The organism is Metabacillus rhizolycopersici, from assembly GCF_020075705.1.
This window is the reverse complement of record NZ_JAIQUM010000250.1, coordinates 1-658: the sequence shown is the minus strand read 5'-3', so window position 1 is coordinate 658 and position 658 is coordinate 1. Positions and strand designations below refer to the sequence as shown.

Genomic DNA, 658 nt, shown 5'->3' with positions numbered 1-658 from the left:
CGCCAGATCCATCACGGGGATTATGTCATCATCAATGGTAACCGTCAGGGGAAAATCGAGGAAATCAGCATGCGCCACCTGAAGATCCGCCAATATGACGGATACCTCTATACGGTCTCCTATAGCAACATCGTGGAACTTCAGAACGGGAACCGGGGAATGCGCCGGGTGAACGAAAGCCTTGTCCTCAACTATAGACAAAATCCGGACGATGCCCTCAAGGTGATGGAGGAAGTGGCACAAACATGCAACGAGAAATACGGTGAATACCTGTTGAAGGATGAGAACGGAGTTCCCGTGGAGAGTTTCGAATTCAACCAAATCACCGAACTGAACGTGGATTTCAGGGGTCACCGGTATTCATTATCAGGTCTTGTGAAGGAAGAGGATTTCGTGGAAGCAGGAAAAAAAGTGAGGTATGAACTGGCGATGGCTGCCTACAAGAACGACTTGATTATGGCAGAGAGCGAGGGATTGGAAGCCAACAAGGCTTGTGATCCTCAAGTTTCCATGTAAACAGAACATCGAAGCCTTTTTCAACTCGGAAATATACGAACCTTTAAAGAAAATAAGAAGGGCAAATACCGTTGGAAAAGCAATTGCTGCAGATGGTTTATAGTTTATAAATCCATTTTTTCAAAAAAGCGAGTAGCTAATG

2 protein-coding genes are annotated in these 658 nt (G+C 45.4%); both read left to right on the top strand.

From position 1 onward, the window contains the following. On the top strand, positions 1 to 516 hold a 516-nt coding region (locus K9V48_RS28395; RefSeq protein WP_224142346.1), incomplete at its 5' end, for a mechanosensitive ion channel domain-containing protein. Next, the gene (locus K9V48_RS29855; RefSeq protein WP_368858320.1) at positions 494 to 619 is read left to right on the top strand and encodes a DUF1330 domain-containing protein; all 126 of its coding nucleotides are present in this window, start codon (positions 494 to 496) and stop codon (positions 617 to 619) included. The genes K9V48_RS28395 and K9V48_RS29855, both read left to right, overlap by 23 nt. The last annotated feature ends 39 nt before the right edge of the window (positions 620 to 658 follow it).